Below are 24647 nucleotides of genomic sequence, written 5' to 3' on the forward strand. Positions count from 1 at the left end.
CCGGGCCCGGTCCGTGGCCCCGAACTCGAAGTGCTCGCGCTCGTGGCCAACGGGCATTCGAACGGCCAGATCGGCGAGGCTCTCGGCTGCAGCCCCCAAGCCGTGAAATGGCATCTCGCCCGTGTCATGCGTGAATGGAAGGTGTGCAACCGCGCGTCGCAATGTTGGCTCTTCGTACAACGTTCCGGGCGGCGCGCACGCGCCGAGCTAGCCTCAACACGGACCTGTTCGGCAGGATCCCGTTCAACCTGCGACGCATGCACCGCACCCGTGAAAACGAGAAAGTTGTGAGGCACGCGCATCATGAAACTTCTCATGTCGTCAGTCGGAGCAGCCAGCATTGGCGGCCTGCTCCTCGCACTTCTCCCCCCGATCGCAGCGATCGGGGCTTGGGTCAGGAGTCCTCGGGCTGGTGTACTTCGGCTGGAGCCTGCTTCGGGTCGGCGGTCGGGGCCACACCGGGCGCGTGCTTATCGTGATAGAGCTCATCGTGCAGGTCGGCGGCCGACTCTTCTTTGAGGTGCTCCCACGTGGACTTCGATACGTGCTTCATCAATTGGCTCTCCCTTCGTTCCCGACGGGGGAACCAGTGCGTAGTATCCTCGGTCCCAACGCTGGACTCCAGCGTTGAGAAGGCCAACAGCGGGCTGTGAATATCAAACGGATGTCGGCGCCGTCGCCCCACTGCACTCTCACACTTTCGTCATGGGTTGCTCATAGCATTCCCACATCACGCCTCCAGATCCGCGCGCCAGTCTGATCGTGCTCGGAAAGGAGCACACGATGACCGATACAACCCCCGGCGCCACCCCTGCACAGCCTTCCAACAGCGCCGCCGTGGACGGTCCAGTGGTTTGCGCGAGCGACGTCTCTCTGCCAACCGACTCCGCCTTCGGCCCCGCCGCGACCAGGATCGGCAACCGTCGTCGCCGCACTGCCCTGATCGCGACGCTCGCCATCGGCACGATGCTGGGCGGGGTGTCCGGGGCAGGTGTCGCCGCCCTGCTCGCGTCGAACAACAGCGGCACGCCCGTGGTTGCGGCTCAGACCTCCGGCGTCACCGGAAGTGTCGTGGTCAACGACACGTCTACCGCGAGCGCCGTGAGCAGCGCCGCGGCGAAGGCAGCGCCGAGCGTTGTCACGATCAGCGTCACGAGCGGCAGTCAGGGCGGCACCGGCTCCGGCGTGATCCTCTCTTCCGACGGCTACGTGCTCACGAACACCCACGTCGTTACTCTCGAGGGCGCGGTTTCTGACGCGACGATCGAGGTCACCGCGAGCGATGGAACGATCTACGCTGCCACGCTTGTGGGCACCGACCCCACCTCCGACCTCGCCGTCATCAAGCTCACGGATGCAACGGGGCTGGCCCCCATCACATGGGCCGACTCGAGCAAGCTCAACGTGGGCGACCAGACCATCGCCATCGGCGCCCCGCTCGACCTCCCCGGCACCGTCACCACCGGCATCGTCAGCGCGCTCAACCGCAGCATTTCCATCGCCTCGTCGGCCGCACCAGACTCGACAGACCAAACCACGCCCGACCAGGGCAGCGGCGCGAGCCCCTACTTCAACTTCGACCTGCCGGGAACCCAGTCGCAGTCCACGCGGGCAGCGACCACGAGCATCTCGCTCTCGGTGATCCAAACGGATGCTGCCATCAACCCCGGCAACTCCGGCGGCGCGCTGCTGAACGCCCAGGGTGAACTGATCGGCGTGAACGTGGCCATCGCCAGCGCGGGTTCGTCGTCGGGCTCCGCATCCGGGAGTATCGGCGTGGGCTTCTCCGTCCCGTCGAACCTCGCCAAACGCGTCTCCGATGAAATCATGGACACCGGCTCGGCCACCCACGGCCTGCTGGGCGCAAGCGTCACCGACTCCACCACCGGAAGCGTGGGTGCCCTCATCAACGAGGTCAGCTCCGGCGGCGGCGCCGAAAACGCCGGACTGCAGAAGGGCGACATCGTCACGAACCTCGGCGGCTACCCCATCACCGACGCGAACGACCTCACGGCCCAAGTGCGCGCCCTAGCCGCCGGGGCTGAGGTCACTGCCACCTATATCCGCGCCGGCCAGACGTACACAACCACCGTCGCGGTCGGCTCCCTCTCCTGAGCTGAGGCCGGCAGAGCGGATGCCGACGCTGCTGCCGTGCTTCAGGCATCCGCTTTCTGGATTCCCGGCGGCCGACGCGCGTGGCGAAATCAGGTAATCCGAGCCGACCGGATGCTGCCACGCGCGAACCAGTGCGGCAACCGCGCCGGGTCACGAACGATTTCCTGAATGCGCCCCTGCGGCCGCGGATCGCCCCTCAACCCGTGTCTCACCTGCCGTCCGACAGGGCGGTAAAATCAGACCAACACGAGGAAGTGGTGGTGCAATGGGTCGGGGTCGTTCGGGGCGAAAGGCCGTCGTCGAGGTGGAGGATGTAATCGTGGCTGCGGATTCAGCTCCGATCGAGCGAATCGTCGACGAAGGATTTCTCATCGCGCTTTCCGCAGTGCGCATGGCCGTGAAGAACGACATCATCATCGGTGCCTTGCGGGAGCATGCGGACTTTGATCCGGCGCGCTACGCCGAAACCGCCCGCAACGAACTGAGCCTGCTGGCTCGCCAAAACGAGGCCTACGCCCGGCGTGTCAGTCGGCTGAAGAAGGAGCTCGGCAAGGGACGCTGGGGCTTCGACCTCACCGAGGACCAGCGCGGAGACCTGCATCAGTTCACCCTGCGCCATCGCGTGCACAAGCGCCTGACTCTCGCCCTCGACGCCGAGGCTGCCGACGACGAACGGGTGGCGCTCCTCGTGGAACGTGCCCAGCGGGCAGCAAGCGAAGAGATTCGCGATGCCGTTTCGGCGCGGCTGATCTCGCTGGCCATTGACCCGAGCGAGCCCGAGTACGCCGAGAAACGCGCCGACCGGCTCGACATGTTCTTGCTCGTGAACATGGCCTTGCTCACGTCGGCCCACGCCGCCAAGAGCGCCCCCGCAGACAGCGATTACTGACCCGCCCCGCAGTTTCCGCTTCTCACCTCAGGGCGTCAGCGCAGCAGCTCCGTGACGCAGATGAAGTTGCCCTCGGTGTCCCGGAACCAGGCTGACTTCATCTCGTCGGTGGCTGCGACGCCGTCGACGGTCTTCATGCCGGGGATGTCATAGTCCTCGAACACGACGCCGCGTGCGCGTAGCCGCACCATCTCGCCATCCAGATCGTCGGTGATGAAACTCATCTGGGTGTTCTTGGCCGTCCCGGCGTTCTCGGTCTCGTAGATCTCAAAACCGGACCCCGGTGACGAGTACACAAGCAGGCCGTCAAGCACCTCGACGGGTTCTAAGTCGAGCGCGTCGTGGTAAAACGACCGTGCCCGGCTGAGATCTGCTGCGGGCAGAACCGGGTGTATTTCTTTCAGCATTGCAAACGCCTCCTCTGGCGGGTATTTTCATGGGCGCGAAAATACCGACCGGTCGGCCGCGAGTGCTGGACGCGGAGGTGGCCGGCGTTTCCGCAGGCGAAGCCCCGTCTGGTGGACTCCCGCCCCCAGGTCGCAGGCGATGACTATCGCATTTCGCTCTCAATATACCCCGCCAAATGCCGGCCCGCTAGAAAGAAATATCGAGCCATGTGTAAATATGTCATGACATATGAACTAAAGCTGCTATCGTGAACGTATCCGGTCCACGAACCAGAAAGTTGTACAGCGACGTATGCCAGACATGACACTCACCCCTGCACTCGATGTACTGACGATCGGCCGCGTCGGCGTGGACATCTACCCCCTCCAAACCGGCGTCGGGCTCGAACACGTGAGCACCTTCGGCAAATACCTCGGAGGCAGCGCCACGAACGTCGCCGTGGCCGCGGCCCGTCACGGGCTCGACTCCGCCGTGATCACCCGCACCGGCGACGACCCCTTCGGCCGCTACATCCACCAGGAGCTGCGCCGGCTCGGCGTCCGCGACGAGTTCGTCTCGAGCGTCGACGGCCTAAACACCCCCGTCGTGTTCTGTGAGATCTTCCCGCCGGATGACTTTCCCATCTACTTCTACCGCGAGCCCAAGGCCCCCGACCTGGTCATCAATGCCGCTGGACTCGACCTCGACGCCATCCGCTCCGCTCGCATCTACTGGTCGACCGTCACCGGCCTGTCGCAGGAGCCGAGCCGCGCGGCACACCACGCCGCGTGGGCCGCCCGGGGCCGCTCGCCGCTCACCATCCTCGACCTCGACTACCGCCCCATGTTCTGGAACTCCGCCGAGGAGGCCAGCGCCGAGGTGTCGAGGGCGCTCGAGCAGGTCACCATCGCCGTGGGCAACAAGGAGGAGTGCGAGATCGCCGTCGGCGAAACCGAGCCCCTCCGCGCTGCCGACGCGCTGCTCGAACGCGGCATCGAACTGGCGATAGTCAAGCAGGGCCCGAAGGGCGTGCTTGCCCGCACCCGCACCGAAACTGTCGAGGTGCCGCCGTACTTCGTCGACGTGGTCAACGGCCTCGGCGCCGGCGACAGCTTCGGCGGCGCCCTCTGCTACGGCCTGCTGCAGGAGTGGCCGCTGAAACGCATCCTGAAATTCGCCAACGTGGCCGGCGCGCTCGTCGCCAGCCGGCTTGAATGCTCCACAGCCATGCCCACGACCGCCGAGGTCGAAGAAATCCTGAAGGGACTCGACCAATGAACCGACTCGATTTTGACGCTCTCCGCCAGACCCGCGCGCAGCATCCGCACCGCATCAGCGAGATTCTCGCGAGCCGCACCCGGCGGGAGCTCATTCGCGGCGACGGCAAGCTCTTCATTGTGGCCGCCGACCACCGCGCCCGCGGCGCCCTGGGCGTACGCAACGACCAGAACGCCATGGCCAACCGCTACGAGCTGCTCGAAGGCCTCGCCACCGCGCTCTCCCGCCCGGGCGTCGACGGCGTGCTCGGCACTCCCGACATCATCGACGACCTGGCCCTGCTCGGGCTGCTCGAGGACAAGATCGTCGTGGGCTCCATGAACCGCGGCGGGCTCAAGGGCGCTTCGTTCGAGATGGACGACCGCTACACGGCCTACTCCGTCGACCGTATCCAGCGCGACCGCCTCGACTTCGCCAAGAACCTGCTGCGCATCAACCTCGCCGACCCCGGCTCGGTCGCCACCCTCGAAGCCACCGCCCAGGTGGTGAGCGAGGCCGCCGCCGCCGGGCTGCCCATCATGCTCGAGCCCTTCATGAGTTCGTGGGTAAACGGCACGGTGCGCAATGACCTCACAACGGATGCCGTGATCCTCTCAATCGCCATCGCCGAGGGCCTCGGAGACTCGAGCGCCTACTCCTGGTTGAAGCTCCCCGTGGTACCCGAGATGGACCGCGTGATGGCAGCCACCACACTGCCTACCCTGCTGCTCGGCGGCGACCCCGTGGGCGACCAGCACGAGACCTTCGAGAGCTGGCACAACGCTCTCCAGCTTCCCGGAGTGCGCGGCCTCGTCGTAGGCCGCAGCCTGCTGTACCCGCTCGACGGCAACATCGAGAAGGCCATCGACCTGGCCGCCACCCTCGTACACGGCGCCTGAAACTTTCCCTCGCTCAACTCTCGTTCAGAAAGAAGATCACTATGCCTGCAACAGCAACCGACCTGCACCTCGTTTCGCACTGGATCGACGGACAAGAACAGGCGGGAACCTCCGGCCGTACCGCGCCGGTCTTCGATCCCGCCCTCGGAACGATCACCAAGAACGTATCGCTCGCCAACCAGACCGAGATCGCTGCCGCCATCGCAAGCGCCAAAGCGGCCTTCCCCGCCTGGCGAGACCTCTCCATCGCCAAGCGCCAGCAGATCCTCTTCAGCTTTCGCGAGTTGCTGAACGCCCGCAAGGGCGAGATGGCCGAGATCATCACGAGCGAGCACGGCAAGGTACTCTCCGACGCGCTCGGCGAGATCTCCCGCGGCCAGGAGGTCGTGGAATTCGCCTGCGGCATTCCGCACCTGCTCAAGGGCGACTACTCCGAGAACGTTTCCACCGGCGTCGACGTGTACTCCACCCGCCAGGCTCTCGGCGTCGTCGCCGTGATCAGCCCCTTCAACTTTCCGGCCATGGTACCGATGTGGTTCTTCCCGCTCGCCCTCGCAGCCGGCAACACCGTCATCCTTAAGCCGAGCGAGAAAGACCCGAGCGCCGCCATCTGGATGGCCAAGCTTCTCAAGGAGGCAGGCCTCCCCGACGGCGTGTTCACGGTGCTGCAGGGCGACAAGGAATCCGTTGACGGCCTGCTCGAGCACCCCGACGTGAAGGCCATCTCCTTCGTGGGTTCGACCCCGATCGCCCAGTACGTGTACGAGACCGGCACCCGCCACGGCAAGCGCATCCAGGCCCTCGGCGGAGCCAAGAACCACATGCTCGTGCTGCCCGACGCAGACCTGGACCTCGTGGCCGACTCCGCCATCAACGCCGGCTTTGGCAGCGCGGGCGAGCGTTGCATGGCCATCAGTGCGGTCGTCGCGGTCGAACCCGTCGCCGACACGCTGATCGACAAGATCGTCACCCGCATGAACACCCTCACTGTCGGTGACGGTCGTCGCTCCTGCGACATGGGCCCGCTCGTCACCGAGGTGCACCGCGACAAAGTCTCGAGCTACATCGACATCGCCGCCGAAGACGGCGCGAACATCGTCGTCGATGGCCGCGGCATCGAGGTTGACGGCGACCCGAACGGGTTCTGGCTCGGCCCGACCCTGATCGATGCGCTGCCAGTGACCTCGAAGGCGTACACCGAAGAGATCTTCGGCCCTGTACTGTCAGTTGTCCGCGTGGCGAGCTACGAAGAGGGCGTCGACCTCATCAACTCCGGCGCCTTCGGCAACGGAACCGCCATCTTCACCAACGACGGAGGCGCGGCCCGCCGTTTCCAGAACGAGATCGAGGTGGGCATGATCGGCATCAACGTTCCCATCCCGGTGCCCGTATCGTACTTCTCCTTCGGCGGCTGGAAGAACTCGCTCTTCGGCGACACCAAGGCCCACGGCGTTGAGGGCGTGCACTTCTTCACCCGCGGCAAGGCCATCACCAGCCGCTGGCTCGACCCGAGCCACGGTGGCATCAACCTCGGCTTCCCCGAGAACAACTAGGACAGGAAGACGATGACAGCGCCATCCGCACACGACTGGTTCTACGCTCAGGGCGCCCTGGAGCGTGACGGCTGGGAAACCGTCGTCGACCAGGCCATCAGCGGATGGCGCTACACAGGCATCCGCGTGGCAGCGCTCGCTGCGGGGGACTCCCGGGCGCTGCCCGCGGAGGCGGTGGAGCGCATCGTGGTTCCCCTCGCAGGGTCGTTCATGGTGCGGTACACGCTTGCGGGCGAGACCGAGGAGCGCTCCCAGGCGCTCGCAGGTCGGGCATCCGTCTTTCACGGACCCACCGACACGCTCTACCTGCCCACCGGAACCGCGCTCGCCATTGACGGCGCGGGCAGGGTGGCCGTGGCGGAAGCGCCCACCGACACGGCGCTGCCGGTGGCCTATATTCCGAGAGCGGATGTGCCCATCGAGCTTCGTGGGGCCGGTCGCTCCAGTCGCCAGGTACACAACTTCGGCACCCCGGCCAGCGTCGCGGCCGACCGGTTGATCGTGTGCGAGGTGATCACCCCGGCCGAGAACTGGTCGAGTTACCCGCCGCACAAGCACGATGAGTACTCGCCTGGCGTGGAGTCGAGCCTCGAGGAGATCTACTACTTCGAGACCGCCGTCACCCGCGGCCAGGCCGCACCGGAGACGGCGCGCCCGTTCGGCCTCATGCGCACCTACTCCTCCGATGCTGGCGCGATCGACATCAACGCCGAGGTGCATACCGGCGACGTGGCACTCGTGCCCTTCGGCTGGCACGGCCCCTGCGTCGCGGCCCCCGGGTACGACCTCTACTACCTCAACGTGATGGCCGGGCCGGATCCCGACCGCACCTGGAACATCAGCGATGATCCGGCGCACGGCTGGATTCGCGACACCTGGCTGGGTCAGGAGTTCGACTCCCGACTTCCCTACACTTCTTAACCTCACCCGCAGCACCCGAAAGGACACACAGTCGTGACAACCCGTCGCATGACAGTCAGCCAGGCGCTCATCGAGTTCCTCGGCCACCAGTACACAGTGGACGGCGACGTGCGCGAACGCACGATCGTGGGAACCTTCGGCATCTTCGGCCACGGAAACGTCGCGGGAATCGGCCAGGCCCTCAAGCAGCTCTCCGTCGAAGACCCTGCCCTCATGCCTTACCACCAGGCGCGCAACGAGCAGGGAATGGTGCACGAGTCGATCGCCTACTCCCGCATGACCCGTCGCCGGTCCACCTTCGCCTGCGCGGCATCCGTGGGCCCCGGCGCCACCAACATGCTCACCGGCGCGGCCGTCGCCACCACCAACCGGCTGCCCGTGTTGCTGCTGCCGGCCGACACCTTTGCCACCCGAGTCTCCGACCCCGTGCTGCAGCAGCTCGAACTGCCGCACGACGCGAGCATGAGCGTCAACGACGCCTTCAAGCCGCTCTCACGCTTCTTCGACCGAGTGAACCGCCCCGAGCAGCTGTTCTCCGCAGCCCTCGGCGCCCTGCGCGTGCTCACCGACCCTGTCGAGACCGGCGCCGTCACTATTTCCCTGCCGGAAGACGTTCAGGCCGAGACCCTCGAGGTGCCGGCAGAATTCCTCGCCGACCGCGAGTGGCACATCCGTCGGCCCCGCCCAGACCGCGGCATCATCGCCGAGGTCGCCCGCGCCATCTCCCGCGCCAAGCGCCCCATGATCGTCGCCGGTGGCGGCGTGATCTACTCCGACGCCGCCGCGGCCCTCCGCGACTTCGTCGAGGCCACCGGCATCCCGGTGGGTCTCTCGCAGGCCGGCATGGGCTCACTCACCTGGAACCACCCGCAGAACCTCGGCTCGGTCGGCGCCACCGGCACCACCGCAGCAAACCGCGCGGCAGCCCAGGCCGACCTGATCATCGGCATCGGCACCCGCTACAGCGACTTCACCGCCGCGAGCCGCACCGCGTTCCAGAACGCCGACGTGCGCTTCATCAACATCAACGTGGCCTCATTCGACGCGTTCAAGCACGGCAGCGCCATCCCGGTCGTAGCGGATGCCCGTGAGTCGCTTCTCGAGCTCACCGAGGCTCTCGCAGGCTTCCACGTCTCCGCCGACTTCCGCTCCGATTACACCCGGGAGAAGGCCACCTGGGACGCCGCCGTCGACGAGTCCTTCGTGGATCGCCGGCTGGCGCTGCCGAGCCAGTCCGAAATCATCGGCGCCGTGCAGCAGGCCTCCGACCCGCGCGATGTGATCGTGTGCGCCGCCGGCTCGCTCCCCGGCGACCTGCACAAGCTGTGGCGCGTGCGCGACGACCTCGGCTACCACGTGGAATACGCCTTCTCGTGCATGGGCTACGAGATCGCCGGCGGCATCGGAGTGGCCAGGGCAGACGTTACCCGCGACTCCATCGTGATGGTCGGCGACGGCTCGTACCTCATGATGCACTCCGAGATCGTGTCGGCCGTGGCCGAGGGCATCAAGTTCATCATTGTGCTCATTCAGAACCACGGCTACGCCTCGATCGGCCATCTGAGCGAAGACGTGGGGTCGCAGCGCTACGGCACGCTGTATCGCTACCAGGACAAGGCGGGCAACAACTTCGAGCAGGGCGAGATCCTGCCGATCGACCTCGCCGCGAACGCCGCGAGCTACGGCCTCGACGTGATCTCGATCGAGCCCACCGAGAACGCGATCGTCGACCTGTCCGCCGCCATGAAAACGGCCAAGGCCTCCACCCGCGCCACCATGATTCATATCAACAACGACCCGCGGCTCTACGCGCCCGATGGCGAAGGCTGGTGGGACGTGCCGGTGGCCGAAACCTCCACCCTCGACACCACCACGGCCGCACGGGTCGACTACCTCGCACACAAGACCAACCAGAAGCCGCACCTCGGTGCCGGCGCCGTTGAAAGGAACTGACCATGACCTCTTCCCTCGCCACGACCGAGCAGCTCCGCATCGGCACGGCCCCAGACTCCTGGGGCGTCTGGTTTCCGAACGATCCGGGGCAGATCCCGTGGGAGCGCTTCCTCGACGAGGTGCAGACCGCCGGCTACCACTGGCTCGAACTCGGCCCTTTCGGCTACCTGCCCACCGACCCTGCCCAGCTCGAGGACGAGCTCGCCAAACGCGACCTCAAGCTCTCGGCCGGTACCGTCTTCACCGGATTCCACAAAGGTGACGACCAGTGGAAGAGGGCCTGGGACCAGGCCCTCGACGTGGCCGGCCTCGTCTCCAAGCTCGGTGCCGAGCACCTCGTGGTGATCCCCGACCTCTGGCGCAGCGACGCCACCGCCGAGGTACTCGAGGCCCGCACCCTCGACAACGAACAGTGGCACAAGCTCGCCGCCGGTCACGACAAGCTCGGCAAGGCCCTGTTCGAGGAGTTCGGCATCAGCCAGCAGTTCCACTCGCACGCCGACAGCCACGTGGGAACCTACCGCGAGGTGGAGCGCTTCCTCGCCGAGACCAACGCGCAGTACACCAACCTGTGCCTCGACACCGGCCACTTCGCCTACTACCTCGGCGACAACCTCAAGCTCATCGAGGCCTACCCCGACCGCATCGGCTACCTGCACCTCAAGCAGGTGGAGCCGCACATCCTCGCCGAGGCGCTCAAGAACGACCTGCCCTTCGCTGAGGCCGTCTCCCGCGGCGTCATGTGCGAACCGCCCCTCGGCGTGCCGGAGCTGGGCCCGATCGTCGAGGCCGTCAGCCGCATCAACCCCGAGATCTTCGCCATCGTCGAGCAGGACATGTACGGCTGCGACATCGACAACGGCCTGCCCATCGCTACGCGCACGCGTGAGCACATCTTCGGGTGCACCCGCGCCGCGCGCATCCGCTGACCACTCGTAACCCCCAGAAACTTTCACTCATAGAGGAGTAAAACCATGACAGACCTTCGTATTGCCGTTGTCGGCGCCGGCCAGATGGGCGCGGACCACATCAACCGCATCACCGAACGCATCGTGGGCGCCAGCGTGAGTGTTGTCGTCGAACCGGATGCCGCCCGCGGCGCCGCCGCGGCGGCCCTCGCTCCCGGGGCGGTCGCCCTGAGCAGCTTCGCCGAAGCCCTCGAGCGCGGCGACATCGACGCCGTGCTCGTGGCCACGCCCGGCCAATTCCACGAGACCGTGCTGCTACCCGCCCTCGCGGCCGGCCTGCCCATCCTGTGCGAAAAGCCGCTCACACAAGACCCGGTGTCGTCGCTGCGGGTGCTCGAGGCCGAGCAGGCCGGCGGCAAGAAGCTCATCCAGGTGGGCTTCATGCGCCGTTTCGACCGTGAGTACATGCAGCTGCGCGAGCTGATCGAGAACGGCAACGCCGGAGCCCTCCTTGCGATGCACTGCGCGCACCGCAACCCCACCACCGGCGAGGGCTACACCGACAGCATGCTCATCACCGACTCGGTCGTGCACGAGATCGACGTGGTGCGCTACCTCACCGACTCGCCGATCGTGGCCGTTGAGGTGAAGCGCCCCAAGCGCAACTCCCTCGCGCCGAGCTGGCTCAATGACCCGATTCTGGTGCTGCTCGAGACCGAGTCCGGCATCCTCGTGGACGTCGAGATGAACGTGAACATTCAGTTCGGCTACCAGGTGAAGACCGAGGCCGTGTTTGAGAAGGGCGTCGCCGAGATCGGGCGCACGGCCGGCCTCACCCGCTGGCAGGACGGCCGTATCTTCGGTGAGGAGCACACCACCTTCAAGACCCGCTTCGCCGACGCCTACGACGCCCAGATACAGCGCTGGGTCAACGCCACCAAGCGCGGCGAGATCGACGGCCCAAGCGCGTGGGACGGCTACCTCGTTGCCGCGTCCTGCGAGGCCGGGGTCAAGGCCCAGCAGACCGGCGAGCGTGAAGAGGTCGTCTACGTGCCGCGCCCGGCCTTCTACAACTAGCCTTCACCTATCAGCGTTCGAAAGGCCATCCGTGAAGATCGCGCTCGATCCCACCCCGTTCCACCACTCGCACTCGCTGCTCGAGTTTCCGCGCCTCGCCGCGGACCTCGGCTACGAGTGGCTGCAGCTCACGCCGCACGCCGACTTCATCCCGTTCTTTAACCACCCGAAGGCCGACGATGAGCTCGTGCAGGCGTTCAAGAAGGCGTGCACGGATGCCGGGGTGGGCGTGGCATCCGTCCTGCCGGTTCTGCGCTGGTCCGGCCCAGACGAAGACGCCCGCGAGGCGGCGGTTCGCTACTGGAAGCGCGCCATCCAGATCACGGTGGAGCTCGGGGTCGACACGATGAACACCGAGTTCAACGGGCGCCCCGAACTGCCCGAGCAGTCGGAGCGGGCCTTCTACCGCTCGATGGAGGAGCTCGTTCCGATCATCGAAAGCGAGGGAATTCGGGTGCTGATCGACCCGCACCCCGACGACTTCGTTGAAGACGGCCTCGCGGCGCTGCGCGTGATCCGCGGCATCAACTCGAAGAACTTTGGCTTCGTGTACGTTGCCTCGCACACCTTCCACTACGGCAACAGCCCGCTTGAAATCATGCGCGCGGCCGGCGACAAACTCGGCCTCGTGCACGTGTCGGACACCATGGACCACAACGCCTCCCACGGCCTGCGCTACATCACCAACCCGCCCGGCAACGCCGTGCGGGTGCACCAGCACCTGAAAATGGGCGACGGCGACGTGAACTGGGGCGAGTTCTTCGGCGGGCTCAAGGAGATCGGGTTCCTCGAGCGCCCCGACACCGTGATGGTGTCGAGCGTGTTCGCCGAGGACGAGACGGCCGCCGAAACCGCCATCTACCAGCGCGAGCTGATGCGGGACTCCGTCGCGAGCCTGATCGGGACCTGAACGGTTCACCGGATCCGACAGGACATACTGTCATATGAAACGATAAAGTGAAGATCTTGGGCCACCGCAGCGGTCCAGACAAAACAGTCGAGATGACCCGTGCCGATACTCATGGTGCGGTGTGGGAAACCTGGTTCGTCCTTACACCATCTTGTTTCTCGTCGTTGCGTTCGTCTGCGCCGTACAAACGTTCCTCAACATTGCGATCGGGGTCTATCTGTCGGAAGTCTTTCCGCTGCATTTGCGCGGCTTCGGCATCGGCGTGTCGATCATTGCCCTGTGGGTGACGAACCGCGTTCTCTCGCTCTAGTTCCTCAGCCTGGTTGAGGCTGCAGGCATCACGGGGACATTCTTCCTGAGCGCCGCTACGGGGGTGCTCTCTCTGGTCTTCGTGGCAACGCAAACAGCGGATCCACGTGGACGCAGCCTCGAAGCTCGAGGAGAACGTGACGACCGGCGCTATCTGCGCGGTGTCCGGCGAGCGTGACGAAGTCGTCTACGTGCCGCTTGTGACTGCGTGAACGTTCGCGTGGTACTGCAAGTCACACAGGGCGGGGTGTGCCGGCCGATGCGGTGGTGCCGCCGTCGACCGGCAGGATGGCGCCGGTGATATAACCGGCGTCCGGGCTTGCGATGAAGAGCACGGCGCGGGCTATGTCTGCTGGTGTCGCCGCCCGGCCGAGAGCGACGCGGTCCAACAACCGCGCGGAGAAGTTTGGATCGTCGAGCCGCGCCTGAGTGAGTCGGGAGGCCGTGAACGCGGGGGCGATCACATTGGCGCGAACACCGAACTCGCCGAGGTCGAGCGCGAGGCTCTGCACCAGGGCGTTGACCGCGCCTTTTGTCGCGTTGTAGGCGAACTGTTTCCAGTCCCCGCGTATGCCCGAGACCGAGGAGATCGCCACGAGGTTGCCTCTGGTCGCCTTCAGCGCCGGCGCGCTCGCGCGTACGAGGGTGATGAGCGAGTCCAGGTTGACCCCACGCATGCGCTCCCAGGCGTCGTCTTCGAACGAAGCTATGTCGCTCGGTTCGCTTGTGCCGGCATTGCTCACCACCACGTCGAGTCGCCCGAAGCGGCCGATGATGGCGTCGACGGCGGTCTCCACCGCCGGCCGCGAAGTGACGTCGGTGACGAGCGCGAGACTGCGCTCGGCAGGAAAGTCGTTCACAGCATCCAAGAGGGTCTGCTGGGTGCGGCCGAGTACAGCGACGCTCGCACCCTGTTCCAGGAAGGCACGCGCAATCGCCCGGCCGATCCCGGAGCCAGCGCCCGTGACGAGCACGACTGTGCCCGCGTACGGGTAGGTCGCCCAGGCGATCACTGCCGGAGTGAGGCGTGTAGCGCGGCGTCCGCTGCGAGCAGCACGCTCGCGGCGACTTCCAACCCTTCCAGCCGGCCGAGTTCGGTGTCTTCGTGCTCGATGTTGACGAGCATGTCGGGGTCTACGGCGTGCAGGGCACGCAGGAACTCCGTCCAGTACGCGGTGTCGTGACCTTTGCCGAGTGCGACAAAGTCCCAGGCGGCGTCTTTCGGCCATTCGTTTGCCCATTCGTCGCCGCCCAGATTGGTGCGGGGCTCAGTTGGGGAGAGGCGGCGGAAGCGGTTGTCGAGCACGCCATAGATGGCTGCGTTCTCGACGTTCACTCGTACGTCCTTGGCGGCGGCCTGGAAGACCAGCGGACCGAGATTCTTGACGACCGCCACCGGGTCCATCTGCTGCCAGAACAGATGGCTCGCGTCGAGTTCCACGCCGATGTTCGTCGCGGCGGTGCGCTCGACGAGGGTGCGGATGTCGGCCGGATTGAACACGAGGTTCTGCGGGTGCAGTTCGAGGGCAACTTTGACATCGAGGTCATGGGCCAGACGGTCGATCTCTTTCCAGAACCTGGCGGCGACCTCCCACTGGTAGTCGAGCACGTCGAGGGCTGCCGAGTTCCAGGCATTGACGATCCAGTTTGGCTGGCTTGCGCCGGGCTCGCCCCCGGGCAGGCCCGACATGGTGATGACCCGGTGCTGGCCGAGGCGGTTGGCGAGTCTGATCGAACGTCGCACGTCTTCCGCGTGCTTGTCTCGGATCGTGGGGTTCGGGTGCAGCGGGTTGCCGTTGCAGTTCAGGCCTGCGATGGACACGCCCGTTCCCGCGAACAGCCCGAGAAAGTCGTCGCGCGCGGCGTCGCTCGTCAGGATGTCCTCGAAGCTGGGGATGTGTACGGCGGGCAGGAACCCGCCGGAGTTGAGTTCGAGACCGGTCAGACCGAGGTTGGCGACGACCTCGATGGCCTCCGGGAGGGTGCGGTCGTGCAGAATTGCGTTGTAGACACCGAGCTTCATTGCATAATCATCTCTCTTGGGCCGCGCGCGACAATGAATATCTTTGTCCTGACAATACTACATAGGAGTGCAATGGCGCAAGAGAATCCGCCCTATAAATCTGTGAGGCGGGCCGAGACCGAATTGGCGAGCCAGGCAACGAGGGTGCCGCTGAGTTCGGCGCTCGTGGACGGGTCGAACCCGCGCGGGTCCGGGCCGAAAATTCCCCAGAGCGGATGCCGCGGGTCGTGCCGGTAATCCCCCATCGGGTTGCTATGTGGGTCGATGCCGGGATGATCCGCCGCAGAGGGCAAGCGCTCCAGGTGCACGAGGTCCGGCCAGAAGGAGTGCAGGAGTGTGGTTTCGAAGAGCCCGGCGTGATCCGGGGCCAGGGGCGCGGTCTCGCAGCGGTTCACCCCGGTGGCGAGTACGTCCATGGTGCGTTCGGCCTGGCGCCACGCCGAGGCGATCTCATCGATCATGGCCAGCTGCTCTGGGGCGAAATGACCGGTGAAGATCACCGCGAGCCGAAAGCCGAAGTGTTCCAGCCGAGCGAGGGTGTGCTCCAGGTGTGCGCGGACCCCCGCCGCTGACGTCATCATGATCGTCCAGGGGTAGTCGGAGTGCCCGCCTCCGACGCCCTGATAGACCGGCGGTAGCACGACGCCCCCGCATGCCATGGCCGCTCCGACACATACGCCGTGCGCGTTGAGGGCGTCGAGCCCAATGGGCAGGTGTGCACTGTGAAACTCGAGGCTGCCGAGCGGCAGATAGGCCACGGGGCAGGCCCGCACGGCGGCCTCCAGTTCGGCGGGGGCCAGATATTCGGCCCGCACGTCGGGCGTTTTGGCGTTCGTCACTTGTAGTAGTTTCGCGGCCAGTTGTGCTCGGCCAGCTGGTCACTCAGCTCCTGCGGGAACGGCACGCCGTCGGAGTACGAGACGTTACGGTCCACGTGATCCCGGGTACGAATGCCTGCGATGACGGTCGACACGTGCGGCGAACTCAGCGTGTACCGCATGGCAGCCTCGGCGAGCGTGGGGAAGTAGGGAGCGCACAGCTTCTTGAGGGCCTCCACGCGTCCCAGGGTTTCAGCGAAGCGGTCACCGCGAAACAACTGGTGCTGCACCGAGCCTTCCTCCCAGGTGGCGTAGGTGTCTTCGGTCCAGCGACCGCTGAGCGACCCTGAATCGAAGGCCACGCGGTCGATGAACGCGGTACCGCTCTCCGCGCCGGCCGGGAACAGCTCGTGGGTCGGCCGCTGCTCGAACAGGTTGAAGATCACCTGGATCGAGTCCACGAGCCCGAGCCTGGCAATCTCGACGCCTTCATCCGGGCGGTGGTCGCGAATGGAGACGCCGATCTTGTCGATCTTGCCCTCCACCCGAAGGGCGTTCAGGGTTTCCAGCCAGTCGAGGTTCTGCACGCCGTCGGAAAACCAGCCGTGAAGCTGCAGCAGATCGAGACGTTCCACACCCAGGCGTGTGAGGGCAAGTTCCACGCCCTTGCGGAGATGCCACTCGGGGTAGCGACCACTCATCAGCGGGTGGCCCTCGTCGGCGCTCGGCCACACCGTGGGCTGAATCTTCGTCGCGACATGGATTCTGTCGCCGCTCCAGCGCCGCAGGGACTCGCCGATCACTTCCTCGCTGTGGCCGGCGCCGTAGAGCTCGGCCGTATCCACGAAGTTGATGCCCTGGGCGTAGGCATGCAGCAGGGTGCGCACCGACTCTTCATCGTCGACGGTGCCCCATTGCCCACCGAGTTGCCAGCCGCCGAAGGAGATTTCGCTGACCTTCCACCCGGTTCGGCCGAAATCACGATACTGCATCAGCTGAACTTCACGGGAAGCACGGCAAAACCACGCACCATCTGCTTCACCCAGCGCTCGGGGGTACCCACGATACGAACGGACGGTCCGGCGAGCAGGGTTTCCATCGCCACCCGGGTCGCGAGCCGGGCCAGAGGGGAACCCATGCACGCGTGGATACCGTCTCCGAACGACATGATTCGGTTCTTAGGGGTGAACGCGCGGCTGAGGTCGAACGCGTCAGGGTTCTCGAACACGCGCTCATCGCGATTTGCGGAGCCCAACAACAGCATCACGCGCGAATCAGCGGGGATGGTAACGCCGCCGATGACGACCTCAGACGTGGTCTGCCGAGACAGGTTCTGGCCCGGAGTGTCGTAGCGCAGAGTCTCTTCGACGAACGCGCCGATCAGTTCTGGGTGGTCACGCAGGTGCTGCTGCAAGGCCGGGAACTTGTCGAGCACCGCGATGCAGTTGGTAATGAGCGCGGCGGGGGCATCGATCGCGGCGGACAGAATCAGGTGCGACAGACCGACCTGTTCTTCCTGCTCGACCTTTCCCTTTGCGACACCCAGCAGGATCTGCGTGATCGCGTCCGAGCTGGCGGTGTCTGCACCGGCTTCGATGTCATGGCGTCGTTGCTCGACGACCTCATGAATGTGAAGCTCGGTCTCCTGGTTGGATGCGGCGGCGTCGTCGGGCACGCCGAACTCGCCCACGGTTCGCTGCATGGCGCGCCAGAGGTGGTCCTGCAGCATGGCGTTGTCTTCGGCGGGCATACCCACCAGATTGGTGGCGGCGGCAATCGCGAGGGGAAGCGCGAATTCCGCGGTGAAATCCCCGCCGCCGTTCTCATGCATCTGCGCGAGTAGATTCTGCGAGAATTCACGCATACCGTCTTCCTTGGCGAGGATCTCTCGTGCGGCGAACACTCGGCGCACGGAGGCCCGCAGCGCGGTGTGCCGGGGCGGGTCCTGGGCCACAAGGTTGCCGCTGCCGTATGAGTCGTGGGTTCCATCGACGTCATTGCCGAAGGCGTTGATCATCTGCTCGTAGTTCTTCAGGCCGGCCTGTACGTCGTCGTAGCGCGAAATCACGTAGAGGTTGCGGTCGGCGTTGTAGTACACGGGTGCTTCATCGCGTAGGCGACGGTAGAGGTCGTAGGGGTGGTCATAGGCCGCGTACGACAGCGGGTCGTAGTGCACTGTCAGGTGCGTCACATCGGAGCCGGAAGCGGCCGACTCGTGGGGCGGGCGGCCCGCGGGAACTGTTGGCGCAGTGGCTCCGGGGAAGGGGCAGCCCTGGTTTGTCGGAGCGTTGGATTCGGCGGCTAGCGTCATGGGGTAAGCCACACTTTCACGATTCAGGTCGGCTCTGCACGGGCGATTTCACCAGAGACTAGCACGTGCTAGTAAATAATGCTATGTTGACCTGACAAAGGGGGAATCATCCCGCAAGAACTGCAAGGGAGCAGCGCGCATGCACAGGAGCGAAGTGTCCACCGCCACCGAGGCGGCGACCATGCCCGCTCCTGCGGCGCATTCCATCGCCATTGTCGGCAGTGGGCCGGCCGGCTGCTACGTTGCCCACTTCTTGCGCAAGCGCTGGCCGACGGCCGAAATCGTCATCTTCGATCGCCTGGGTCTGCCCTACGGGCTCGTGCGCTACGGCGTGGCCCCCGACCACACCGGAACCAAGGCGGTGGCCCGGCAGTTCGACCGATTGTTTGAGCAGGGCGGAGTGCGGTTTGTCGGCGGGACCGAAATCGGTCGGCACCTCACGGTCGACCAGTTGCGCGAAGCCTTCGATGTCGTAGTACTGGCCACCGGCCTCTCCGCCGACCGCCCCCTGGGCATCCCCGGTGCGACCGGCCGTCCCGTGCCTGTCGTGACCACTTCGACGGGTACCCAGCCTGCCGGCGCCACGGTGCACGGCGCCGCCCTCAGTGGCGCGGCGCTGTCCGGAGTCTACGGTTCAGGGCGACTCACCCGACTGATCAACGGCCACCCCGATGAAAACGCCGAGGGCGTCGTGTTCGGGTCGCGGGTTGCGATCGTCGGGCAGGGAAATGTCGCTATCGATCTCCTCCGTCTGCTCCTTATGTCGCCAGACGAGCTGCGTGGCCATGGCGTGGCTGACGAGGTCGTCAACGCCATTGCCGCCGGGCCCGTGCGCCACATCGACATCGTTGGACGGTCGAGCCTGTCGCGTGCGAAGTTCGATCCGGCAATGATCAGTGAACTGGCAAAGATCCCAAACGTACGTTTTCTGGCCGACCACGGTGAACTCCACGACGCCGATGCCGAGCCTCGGGACCTTGCCAAGCGGGATGTGCTCCTGCGCCTGCTGGCGACCGCATCTCATGACGCTGACAGAACGGATGCCAACCCCGGCTCCGATCGTACGGTGCGATTTCATTTCGGCTGGGTGCCGGAGCGGCTCGAGGGGGCTGGCTCCGTTGACACCCTGAGCCTTCGCGGTTCTGTCGGCAGTGACTCTTCACTCAAGCTCGCCGTGGACTCCGTGCTGACCGCCATTGGCTTCTTCGAGGCAGCGGATGCCCCGTTGCGTCGCCAATCACACGAATCGCCCGACAGCGACCTCGAAATCGGACGCCTCGGACCGGGACTCTACTGCGTCGGCTGGCTCCGCCGCGGGCCGCAGGGCACCATTCCCGCCAACCGCACCGATGCGAAGATGGTGGCCGACGTCATCGCTGCCGCCGCCGACGCTGGCGAGTTTTTCCCGGGCAAGCCCGGGTTTGCCGGGCTGAACCTCCTGCCCTCCGACCATTAACTGCACGCATCGCCCTCGCACGCCCATCCCGGAACAAAGGAACGATCATGAGCACAACCGTCATTCTGTACGGAACCGAATCCGGCAACTCCGAACTGGTCGCCGAAGACCTGGCCGCCGACTTGGGGGGAGACCGGGACGTCAGGGTCTACGACATGTCTGACTTCGACGTCGCCGACTTCGACACCGACGATTTCTATCTCGTTGTCTGCTCCACCCATGGCGACGGAGAACTTCCGGGAGGCGCCAAGCCGCTCCTGGAAGCCCTGAATAGCGAGCAGCCGGACCTGTCGGGCATCCGCTATGCAGTGTTCGGTCTCGGCAACAGCACCTATGAAACGTATAGTCAGGGCAGCGAAATCATCGACCGCCGATTCACCGAGCTCGGTGCCGAACGTGTGGGGGTCTACGGCCGTCACGACGCCTGTGACGGATCGCTTCCGAACGACGGCGCGGTCGAATGGGCCCGCGAACTTCTCGTGCTGGTTTAGTCGCGTGGGCTAGCGCGGCACGGCCGTGCTGCCACGAACGACGAGCCGGGCACTCGTGAAGACTTCGGTGCCCGTCGTGCTGGTGGTGGTGATTCGGCTGATGGCGGCGGCTATGGCGGCCTTACCGACCTCTTTGGGGTCCTGACGCACCGTCGTGAGGTTCATGAACGACAAGCGGGCGACGCGGCTGTCGTCGAATCCGGTGATCGAGACATCCGCTGGAATTCGCACCCCGGCTGCCGCGAGGGTGTGGCTGAGGCCGAGGGCGGCCTGGTCGTTGCTACAGACGATGGCCGTCGGGAGCGCCTCCCGGGCGAGCAGGATGCGCGCAGCGCTCGCCCCGCATTCTTCGGTGTAGTCCCCCCGAACTTCGAGGATCTGCTCGGTGAGGGCGAGCCGCTGCGCGCCGGCCCGATAGCCGGAGAGCCGCAGCTCAGCGTCGAGCATGTCGACGCCGTGCACGTAGACGATCGAGGTATGCCCTAGACCGGCCAGGTGCACCACGACGGATTCGATTCCGCTGTCGCCCTGGGAGCGAACGAGATCGAATTCGCTGTCGGGGATGCCCCGGCCGATGACCACAATGGGAATCTGCCCGGCGGCGCGACGCAGCAACTCCGGTGACGAACGTGGGGCGACCAAGATGAGCGCCTCGCAACGATGGCCGACGATCTCGGTGATCGCCTCGCCTTCGTCCCTGATCGGTGTCAGCGCACTGACCACGAGCCGGTAGCCGGATTCGTGGGCGAAGGCATAGAGCCACTCAATGATTTCGACGGGGGCTGAGTGGGCGGGATCGAAGATGACCCCGATGTACTTGGTCGAACCCGCGCGCAAGGCGCGGGCCGCCGTGTTCGGGCTGTAGCCCAGAACGTGAGCGGCCTCAAGGATCTTCTCGCGGGTTTCGGCGCCGACACCAGCGGCATTTCGAAACACCAGTCCCACGAGCTGGCGGGACACCCCGACCCGTACGGCGACATCCGCCATGGTCGCCGGTCGCGGCGCTGTCGGGGGTGGTGTCGCGGATGACGTCTCGGGCACTGTGGGTCCTTTCGCCGCTCCTTTCATCGTAACGTTTGTGCTTAATGTCACTGTTTGATAACGGATGCCCAAATTAGCGAATTTAAAGCTTGTGCTTACAAAGTTTATGACGTAATAATGTCCTAACAAACGATCTGTCGTCACCCGGTTCCCCCGCTACCGTCAGTTGTTTGGACTGCGCCCCCGGCCCTAGCCGGGGGCGCGACACACATTCAGTTCTTTTGAAAGGGACACAGCGACGTGAAACTCAACCTCTCAACCAAGCGCGGTCTGGCGGCCGTGGCCATCGCGAGCACCGCGGTGCTCGGCCTGTCTGCTTGCACCTCGGCCGGAACCACTCCAGCCTCCTCCACCTCTTCCGCCGGCCTTGAGTCGGGCTTCGGAGCTCGCGCCGAGAACCGCGACGCCTACTTCATCACCTATTACAACCCGGCGTCCGATGCCTTCTGGGCGCAGATATTGGCCGGGGCAGAGGATGCCGCGAAGCTCGGCAACCTCAGCCTCACCCACCAGACCGCAGACGCCGACCCGGCCACCATGGTGACCCTGGTGCAGACCGCCATCGCCACGAAGCCGGCCGTGATCTTCATGCCGTTCAACGAGGGTGAAGCCTGGGTTGACGTTGCCTGCCAGGCGCACGACGCCGGAATCACCGTTGTCTCCTACAACGTACCTGCCCCCGAATCGGCCGGTGACTGCGTCTCCGGTTTCGTCGGGCAGGACTTCTACGAGGTAGGTGGCATCGTCGGTCAGGCACTTCTCGACTCCGGGAAGGTCGGCACAGGCGACAAGGTTCTGATCACGGCGGAGGAGCCCGACCAGCCCTATGCCCTGCAGCGTGGCGGCGGGGCTTTTGATGTCCTCGAAGAAGCCGGCATTGGCGTTCTTCCTCAGGAACAGTGGCTCCGTGTCGGTGGTGATGACGCCGGTGCTCTCGACGCACTGACCTCATGGCTCGTGGCAAACCCTGACGTCAAGGCCGTCATCCCCGTAGGCGGAACCCCGCACCGCAACCTTCCCGCCGCGCTCGAGGCTGCCGGTCTCTCCGACGTCACGATCATCGGATTCGACACCGCGCCCCAGATCGTTCAGGGCTTGAAGGACGACGTCATTCTCGCTACGGCAGACCAGCAGGGCTACGTTCAGGGCTTTCAGTCCACCATGCAGGGCGTTCTGTCGATGGACTTCGGATTCTCACCGGCGAACATCAACTCCGGTGGTCTCGGCCTGATCGATAAGGACACCGTCGAGAACATCGAGGCTCCTGACCTGCAGGGCGTCCGCTGGTAGCCTGCGGCACCTTCTAGCCACCAGCTCCTTCTCGTCACCAGCTCCACCGGGGCCGATCACCTACGCGGTGATCGGCCCCGTCCACTCCACACCCCCCCCCCCGTTCCGGCACCTTCAACTCATGTGCTCAAAGGAAAGAAGCCATGTCAGACAAATCCCCCGGCCTAAAGGGCCCCATTCTCGAAGTGCCCCTGCCGACAGAGGCCATCTCGCTTCGACGCAAGCCGGCCGATGAACCCGACTCGTTCTTCGGCCGGATGATGTATAACCTGCAGTTCATCCGCGGTCGCGGAGCACTCGAGATCAGCATCGTATTGATCGTGCTCCTCACCGGATATGTGATCGCGAGCCTGATCTCACCCACCGGCTTCGCGTTCCTGAACCCCAACAACCTGTCCGGCGTTATCTCCCAGAGCGTGCCCGTGCTGGCCATCTTGGGCCTCGCCGCCGGAATCCTGATGATCGCCGGAGAATTCGACCTCTCCCTCGGCGCCAACATCACCCTGAGCGCAATCGTCTTCATCAAGACCTCTGAAGCTGCCGGACTCTGGGCGGGTATCGCCGCCGGTATCGCCACCGGCGTCGCCGTGGCTCTGGTCAACGGACTGATCGTCGTCTACACGAAAATCCCCTCCTTCATCGCCACCCTGGGCATGAGCTTCTTCTGGATGGGCGCCGGTATCTTCATCAACGGCACCTCTCCAGCCGCGCTCACTACCTCTCGTGAGGGCACGATGGAGTACCTGTTCGCCCACAATTTTGGTTCCTTCCGCTCGCAGCTCGTCTGGCTCATCATCATCGGGGTCGTTGCCTGGTTCTTCGTGCACCGTCACCGACTCGGGAATCACATCTTCGCCGTGGGCGGCAACCCGGCGGCGGCCGAGGCCATCTCGATCAACACCAAGAAGGTCAAGCTCATGTCCTTCGCCATCTTCGGTGGCCTCGTGGGCTTCGCGTCAATCCTGATCGCCGTGCGCACATCGTCGATCCAGCCCGGCGGTACCGCGACGGAGGACTTCACCCTCTTCGCGATCGCCGCGGCGGTCGTGGGCGGCACCTCACTCACCGGCGGACGCGGCAGTGTCATCGGCATCATCGTGGGAGCTGCACTGATCGAACTCATTCGCAACGGACTCCTGCTCGCCAAGGCGCCCGGCTTCTACATCACCCTCTTCGTCGGCGTCACCATCGTTATCGCGGCGATCTTCAACAAGCTCATGGAAGGGAAAGCGCGATGAGTAACGCATTGCTTCGAATCGACGGCGTTTCTAAGAAATACGGCCCCAACACGGTTCTCAAGGACGTGTCTTTCGAAATCGGCAAGGGCGAGGTCGTCGGCCTGCTCGGCGACAACGGAGCCGGTAAGTCCACCCTGGTCAAGATCATGTCCGGCGTTGTGGATTCTTCCACAGGTGACTTCTTCTGGGACGGCAAACAGATCGAGAAGATGAACCGCGATGTCACGGAGAAGCTCGGTGTGGAGACGATTTTTCAGGACTCCGCCCTGGTGCCGCAGATGACCATCACCCGCAACATTTTTATGGGCCGCGAGATGACGAACTCCCTCGGCTTCATGAAGATGAAGGAAATGGATTCCATCGCCGCTGACGTTCTCGACAGCGTTGTGACAATCGAGGGCATCAAAAGCCCCAAGCAACTCGTCTCCTCGCTCTCGGGCGGGCAGGCCCAGGCCGTGGCCATTGCCCGGGCCGTGCACTTCAAGCGCAGCCTGCTCATCTTGGATGAGCCCACGTCGGCACTGGCTGTTCGTGCCACAGAGGCACTGCTCAGCTACCTTACTCAGCTGAAGGGTGAGGGAGTGAGTTCGGTGCTCGTGACCCACAACCTGCACCATGCTTTCCAGGTGTGCGACCGGCACATCGTGATGAACCACGGCAAGAAAATCATGGATGCCCGCCGCGAAGACACCAGCGTCGAGGAACTCACTGCTGCTGTTGTCGAGGGTGCGGTTGGACTGGCACGGTTCCGAGAAGGGGTCTTCTAACCTCTGAGCAGAAGGCGGCCCGTGATGCGGACCG

25 protein-coding genes are annotated in these 24647 nt (G+C 65.0%); 17 read left to right on the forward strand and 8 right to left on the reverse strand.

All coding sequences use genetic code 11. The features are described 5' to 3' along the window. Positions 1-30: 30 nt before the first annotated feature. Complete coding sequence (locus tag BJ997_RS19650; RefSeq protein ID WP_268871366.1) at positions 31-291, forward strand: LuxR C-terminal-related transcriptional regulator; 261 nt, start codon at positions 31-33, stop codon at positions 289-291. A 103-nt stretch (positions 292-394) separates the two neighbouring features. Here BJ997_RS19650 and BJ997_RS19655 read toward each other — a convergent pair whose 3' ends face one another. Beyond that, a complete protein-coding gene (locus BJ997_RS19655) occupies positions 395-553 on the reverse strand; it encodes a hypothetical protein (RefSeq protein ID WP_160175871.1) in 159 nt (52 codons plus the stop codon). Between the two features lie 230 nt (positions 554-783). On the opposite strand from BJ997_RS19655, the gene BJ997_RS19660 reads away from it, so the two are divergent. Beyond that, positions 784-2115, forward strand: coding sequence for a S1C family serine protease (locus tag BJ997_RS19660; RefSeq protein WP_052542250.1), 1332 nt, complete (start codon positions 784-786; stop codon positions 2113-2115). 319 nt (positions 2116-2434) lie between these two features. Beyond that, positions 2435-3004, forward strand: a complete 570-nt coding sequence (locus BJ997_RS19665; RefSeq protein ID WP_152602184.1) for a hypothetical protein — start codon at positions 2435-2437, stop codon at positions 3002-3004. Positions 3005-3039: 35 nt separating this feature from the next. Here the strand turns inward: BJ997_RS19665 and BJ997_RS19670 are convergent, their stop codons facing one another. Then, a complete protein-coding gene (locus BJ997_RS19670; RefSeq protein WP_035836678.1) occupies positions 3040-3411 on the reverse strand; it encodes a VOC family protein in 372 nt (123 codons plus the stop codon). A gap of 301 nt (positions 3412-3712) precedes the next feature. On the opposite strand from BJ997_RS19670, the gene iolC reads away from it, so the two are divergent. The 9 genes from iolC (at position 3713) to BJ997_RS19715 (ending at position 13179) form a co-directional block, all read left to right on the forward strand. Next, positions 3713-4669 carry a 5-dehydro-2-deoxygluconokinase gene (gene iolC / locus BJ997_RS19675; protein ID WP_035836677.1) on the forward strand — a complete coding sequence of 319 codons (957 nt, stop codon included), beginning with the start codon at positions 3713-3715 and terminating at the stop codon, positions 4667-4669. Continuing rightward, positions 4666-5547, forward strand: coding sequence for a class I fructose-bisphosphate aldolase (locus tag BJ997_RS19680; RefSeq protein WP_035836676.1), 882 nt, complete (start codon positions 4666-4668; stop codon positions 5545-5547). Before iolC ends, BJ997_RS19680 begins: the two co-directional genes overlap by 4 nt. A gap of 41 nt (positions 5548-5588) precedes the next feature. Continuing rightward, positions 5589-7100, forward strand: coding sequence for a CoA-acylating methylmalonate-semialdehyde dehydrogenase (locus BJ997_RS19685; RefSeq protein ID WP_035836675.1), 1512 nt, complete (start codon positions 5589-5591; stop codon positions 7098-7100). 12 nt (positions 7101-7112) lie between these two features. Continuing rightward, a complete protein-coding gene (gene iolB, locus BJ997_RS19690; RefSeq protein WP_035836674.1) occupies positions 7113-8021 on the forward strand; it encodes a 5-deoxy-glucuronate isomerase in 909 nt (302 codons plus the stop codon). 48 nt (positions 8022-8069) lie between these two features. Further along, entirely contained in the window at positions 8070-9974 is a 1905-nt protein-coding gene (iolD, locus tag BJ997_RS19695; protein ID WP_035836673.1) for a 3D-(3,5/4)-trihydroxycyclohexane-1,2-dione acylhydrolase (decyclizing), read from the forward strand. A gap of 2 nt (positions 9975-9976) precedes the next feature. Continuing rightward, entirely contained in the window at positions 9977-10903 is a 927-nt protein-coding gene (locus tag BJ997_RS19700; protein WP_035836672.1) for a sugar phosphate isomerase/epimerase family protein, read from the forward strand. A gap of 45 nt (positions 10904-10948) precedes the next feature. Continuing rightward, on the forward strand, positions 10949-11959 hold the full coding sequence (locus tag BJ997_RS19705; protein ID WP_035836671.1) for a Gfo/Idh/MocA family protein: 1011 nt from the start codon (positions 10949-10951) through the stop codon (positions 11957-11959). A gap of 31 nt (positions 11960-11990) precedes the next feature. Further along, positions 11991-12869 carry a sugar phosphate isomerase/epimerase family protein gene (locus tag BJ997_RS19710; protein WP_035836670.1) on the forward strand — a complete coding sequence of 293 codons (879 nt, stop codon included), beginning with the start codon at positions 11991-11993 and terminating at the stop codon, positions 12867-12869. Between the two features lie 121 nt (positions 12870-12990). Next, entirely contained in the window at positions 12991-13179 is a 189-nt protein-coding gene (locus BJ997_RS19715; RefSeq protein WP_035836669.1) for a hypothetical protein, read from the forward strand. A 232-nt stretch (positions 13180-13411) separates the two neighbouring features. On the opposite strand, the gene budC is transcribed toward BJ997_RS19715, so the two are convergent. The 5 genes from budC to BJ997_RS19740 form a co-directional block, all read right to left on the reverse strand. Beyond that, the gene (gene budC / locus BJ997_RS19720; protein WP_201771715.1) at positions 13412-14191 is read right to left on the reverse strand and encodes a meso-2,3-butanediol dehydrogenase; all 780 of its coding nucleotides are present in this window, start codon (positions 14189-14191) and stop codon (positions 13412-13414) included. After that, positions 14188-15201 carry a sugar phosphate isomerase/epimerase family protein gene (locus BJ997_RS19725; protein WP_035836668.1) on the reverse strand — a complete coding sequence of 338 codons (1014 nt, stop codon included), beginning with the start codon at positions 15199-15201 and terminating at the stop codon, positions 14188-14190. Before BJ997_RS19725 ends, budC begins: the two co-directional genes overlap by 4 nt. 92 nt (positions 15202-15293) lie before the next feature. Beyond that, complete coding sequence (locus BJ997_RS19730; RefSeq protein WP_201771714.1) at positions 15294-16040, reverse strand: creatininase family protein; 747 nt, start codon at positions 16038-16040, stop codon at positions 15294-15296. Continuing rightward, positions 16037-17011, reverse strand: coding sequence for an aldo/keto reductase (locus tag BJ997_RS19735; protein ID WP_035836667.1), 975 nt, complete (start codon positions 17009-17011; stop codon positions 16037-16039). Before BJ997_RS19735 ends, BJ997_RS19730 begins: the two co-directional genes overlap by 4 nt. Continuing rightward, positions 17011-18330, reverse strand: a complete 1320-nt coding sequence (locus tag BJ997_RS19740; protein ID WP_035836666.1) for a cytochrome P450 — start codon at positions 18328-18330, stop codon at positions 17011-17013. Before BJ997_RS19740 ends, BJ997_RS19735 begins: the two co-directional genes overlap by 1 nt. A 139-nt stretch (positions 18331-18469) precedes the next feature. Between BJ997_RS19740 and BJ997_RS19745 the strand changes: the two genes are divergently transcribed. Together BJ997_RS19745 and BJ997_RS19750 are read left to right on the forward strand one after the other, a co-directional pair. Next, positions 18470-19786: an FAD-dependent oxidoreductase gene (locus BJ997_RS19745; RefSeq protein ID WP_084141213.1), complete on the forward strand. Its 1317-nt coding sequence runs from the start codon at positions 18470-18472 to the stop codon at positions 19784-19786. 47 nt (positions 19787-19833) lie between these two features. Continuing rightward, positions 19834-20277: a flavodoxin domain-containing protein gene (locus BJ997_RS19750; protein WP_035836665.1), complete on the forward strand. Its 444-nt coding sequence runs from the start codon at positions 19834-19836 to the stop codon at positions 20275-20277. 9 nt (positions 20278-20286) lie between these two features. Here BJ997_RS19750 and BJ997_RS19755 read toward each other — a convergent pair whose 3' ends face one another. Next, positions 20287-21318 (reverse strand): LacI family DNA-binding transcriptional regulator, encoded by a 1032-nt coding sequence (locus BJ997_RS19755; RefSeq protein WP_160175870.1) that lies wholly within the window; start codon positions 21316-21318, stop codon positions 20287-20289. A gap of 240 nt (positions 21319-21558) precedes the next feature. On the opposite strand from BJ997_RS19755, the gene BJ997_RS19760 reads away from it, so the two are divergent. The 3 genes from BJ997_RS19760 (at position 21559) to BJ997_RS19770 (ending at position 24613) form a co-directional block, all read left to right on the forward strand. After that, positions 21559-22608, forward strand: a complete 1050-nt coding sequence (locus BJ997_RS19760; protein ID WP_035836663.1) for a substrate-binding domain-containing protein — start codon at positions 21559-21561, stop codon at positions 22606-22608. A 143-nt stretch (positions 22609-22751) separates the two neighbouring features. After that, positions 22752-23846: an ABC transporter permease gene (locus tag BJ997_RS19765; RefSeq protein ID WP_052542248.1), complete on the forward strand. Its 1095-nt coding sequence runs from the start codon at positions 22752-22754 to the stop codon at positions 23844-23846. Continuing rightward, entirely contained in the window at positions 23843-24613 is a 771-nt protein-coding gene (locus tag BJ997_RS19770; RefSeq protein WP_035836662.1) for an ATP-binding cassette domain-containing protein, read from the forward strand. The genes BJ997_RS19765 and BJ997_RS19770 overlap by 4 nt, the downstream gene beginning before the upstream one ends. Positions 24614-24647: the final 34 nt, after the last annotated feature.

Origin of the sequence: Cryobacterium roopkundense (assembly GCF_014200405.1) — a bacterium.
Classification (GTDB): domain Bacteria; phylum Actinomycetota; class Actinomycetes; order Actinomycetales; family Microbacteriaceae; genus Cryobacterium; species Cryobacterium roopkundense.

What these genes read in the sequence shown, in the direction of transcription:
- BJ997_RS19655 (WP_160175871.1), bottom strand. Translation starts at nt 553, where the DNA reads ATGAAGCACGTATCGAAGTCCACGTGGGAGCACCTCAAAGAAGAGTCG.
- BJ997_RS19660 (WP_052542250.1), top strand. Translation starts at nt 784, where the DNA reads ATGACCGATACAACCCCCGGCGCCACCCCTGCACAGCCTTCCAACAGC.
- BJ997_RS19670 (WP_035836678.1), bottom strand. Translation starts at nt 3,411, where the DNA reads ATGCTGAAAGAAATACACCCGGTTCTGCCCGCAGCAGATCTCAGCCGG.
- iolC (WP_035836677.1), top strand. Translation starts at nt 3,713, where the DNA reads ATGACACTCACCCCTGCACTCGATGTACTGACGATCGGCCGCGTCGGC.
- BJ997_RS19680 (WP_035836676.1), top strand. Translation starts at nt 4,666, where the DNA reads ATGAACCGACTCGATTTTGACGCTCTCCGCCAGACCCGCGCGCAGCAT.
- BJ997_RS19685 (WP_035836675.1), top strand. Translation starts at nt 5,589, where the DNA reads ATGCCTGCAACAGCAACCGACCTGCACCTCGTTTCGCACTGGATCGAC.
- iolB (WP_035836674.1), top strand. Translation starts at nt 7,113, where the DNA reads ATGACAGCGCCATCCGCACACGACTGGTTCTACGCTCAGGGCGCCCTG.
- iolD (WP_035836673.1), top strand. Translation starts at nt 8,070, where the DNA reads ATGACAGTCAGCCAGGCGCTCATCGAGTTCCTCGGCCACCAGTACACA.
- BJ997_RS19700 (WP_035836672.1), top strand. Translation starts at nt 9,977, where the DNA reads ATGACCTCTTCCCTCGCCACGACCGAGCAGCTCCGCATCGGCACGGCC.
- BJ997_RS19705 (WP_035836671.1), top strand. Translation starts at nt 10,949, where the DNA reads ATGACAGACCTTCGTATTGCCGTTGTCGGCGCCGGCCAGATGGGCGCG.
- BJ997_RS19725 (WP_035836668.1), bottom strand. Translation starts at nt 15,201, where the DNA reads ATGAAGCTCGGTGTCTACAACGCAATTCTGCACGACCGCACCCTCCCG.
- BJ997_RS19735 (WP_035836667.1), bottom strand. Translation starts at nt 17,011, where the DNA reads ATGCAGTATCGTGATTTCGGCCGAACCGGGTGGAAGGTCAGCGAAATC.
- BJ997_RS19740 (WP_035836666.1), bottom strand. Translation starts at nt 18,330, where the DNA reads ATGACGCTAGCCGCCGAATCCAACGCTCCGACAAACCAGGGCTGCCCC.
- BJ997_RS19745 (WP_084141213.1), top strand. Translation starts at nt 18,470, where the DNA reads ATGCACAGGAGCGAAGTGTCCACCGCCACCGAGGCGGCGACCATGCCC.
- BJ997_RS19750 (WP_035836665.1), top strand. Translation starts at nt 19,834, where the DNA reads ATGAGCACAACCGTCATTCTGTACGGAACCGAATCCGGCAACTCCGAA.
- BJ997_RS19765 (WP_052542248.1), top strand. Translation starts at nt 22,752, where the DNA reads ATGTCAGACAAATCCCCCGGCCTAAAGGGCCCCATTCTCGAAGTGCCC.
- BJ997_RS19770 (WP_035836662.1), top strand. Translation starts at nt 23,843, where the DNA reads ATGAGTAACGCATTGCTTCGAATCGACGGCGTTTCTAAGAAATACGGC.